The 603-nt window shown below is 48.9% G+C and carries 1 protein-coding gene; it reads right to left on the bottom strand.

Annotated features, from left to right (window positions below; all coding sequences use genetic code 11):
- The coding region (locus AB4653_RS26950; RefSeq protein ID WP_372105768.1) for a response regulator at nt 1-603 on the bottom strand (603 nt) is incomplete at both ends.

Here is a 603-nt window from a genome sequence, read left to right as displayed (position 1 = left end):
AGGTATTCAAGCGGCTAGCAAAAGCAGCGGTGAACGTTGCTGGCATATGCTGCACTAACACAATCGGATGCGGGTAGCTGGCAGGGATGCGTGTCAAAATTTTCTGTAGTGCAACTGGCCCACCAGTAGAAGTACCAATTGCAGTTAATTGATACTTTTTACCCGAAGCTCTGAATTTCGCGGTTGAAGCAACCGCTGGTTTAGCAGCAGGGGCTGTTGCTGAAATAGATTGGCGCAATGGCGCTGATGTTGACGCCGTAGCTGTTGCGGTAGCTCTTGGCGCAACAGGAGTGCGTCGCATAAACGCGCGTTTTGCAGCAATCTGAATCACGCGCTGCTGAAGCAATGCGACAGCATCGTCACGGTTACGAGCGATGTCTTCAAATTTCTTAGGTAAGAAATCTAGAGCACCCGCATCTAACGCATCTAACGTTGCTCTTGCACCATCATGCGTTAGCGATGAAAACATCAAAATAGGCGTCGGAGACGCAGCCATAATTTCACGAACGGCAGTAATACCGTCCATGACAGGCATCTCGATGTCCATGGTAATTACGTCAGGTCTTAGCTTTTTCGCTTTCTCAACCGCTTCTTTACCGTTTA

Source organism: Vibrio sp. 10N.222.48.A3 (assembly GCF_041475345.1).
Taxonomy (GTDB): domain Bacteria; phylum Pseudomonadota; class Gammaproteobacteria; order Enterobacterales; family Vibrionaceae; genus Vibrio; species Vibrio tasmaniensis_A.
This window is presented reverse-complemented; position numbering and strand designations above follow the sequence as displayed.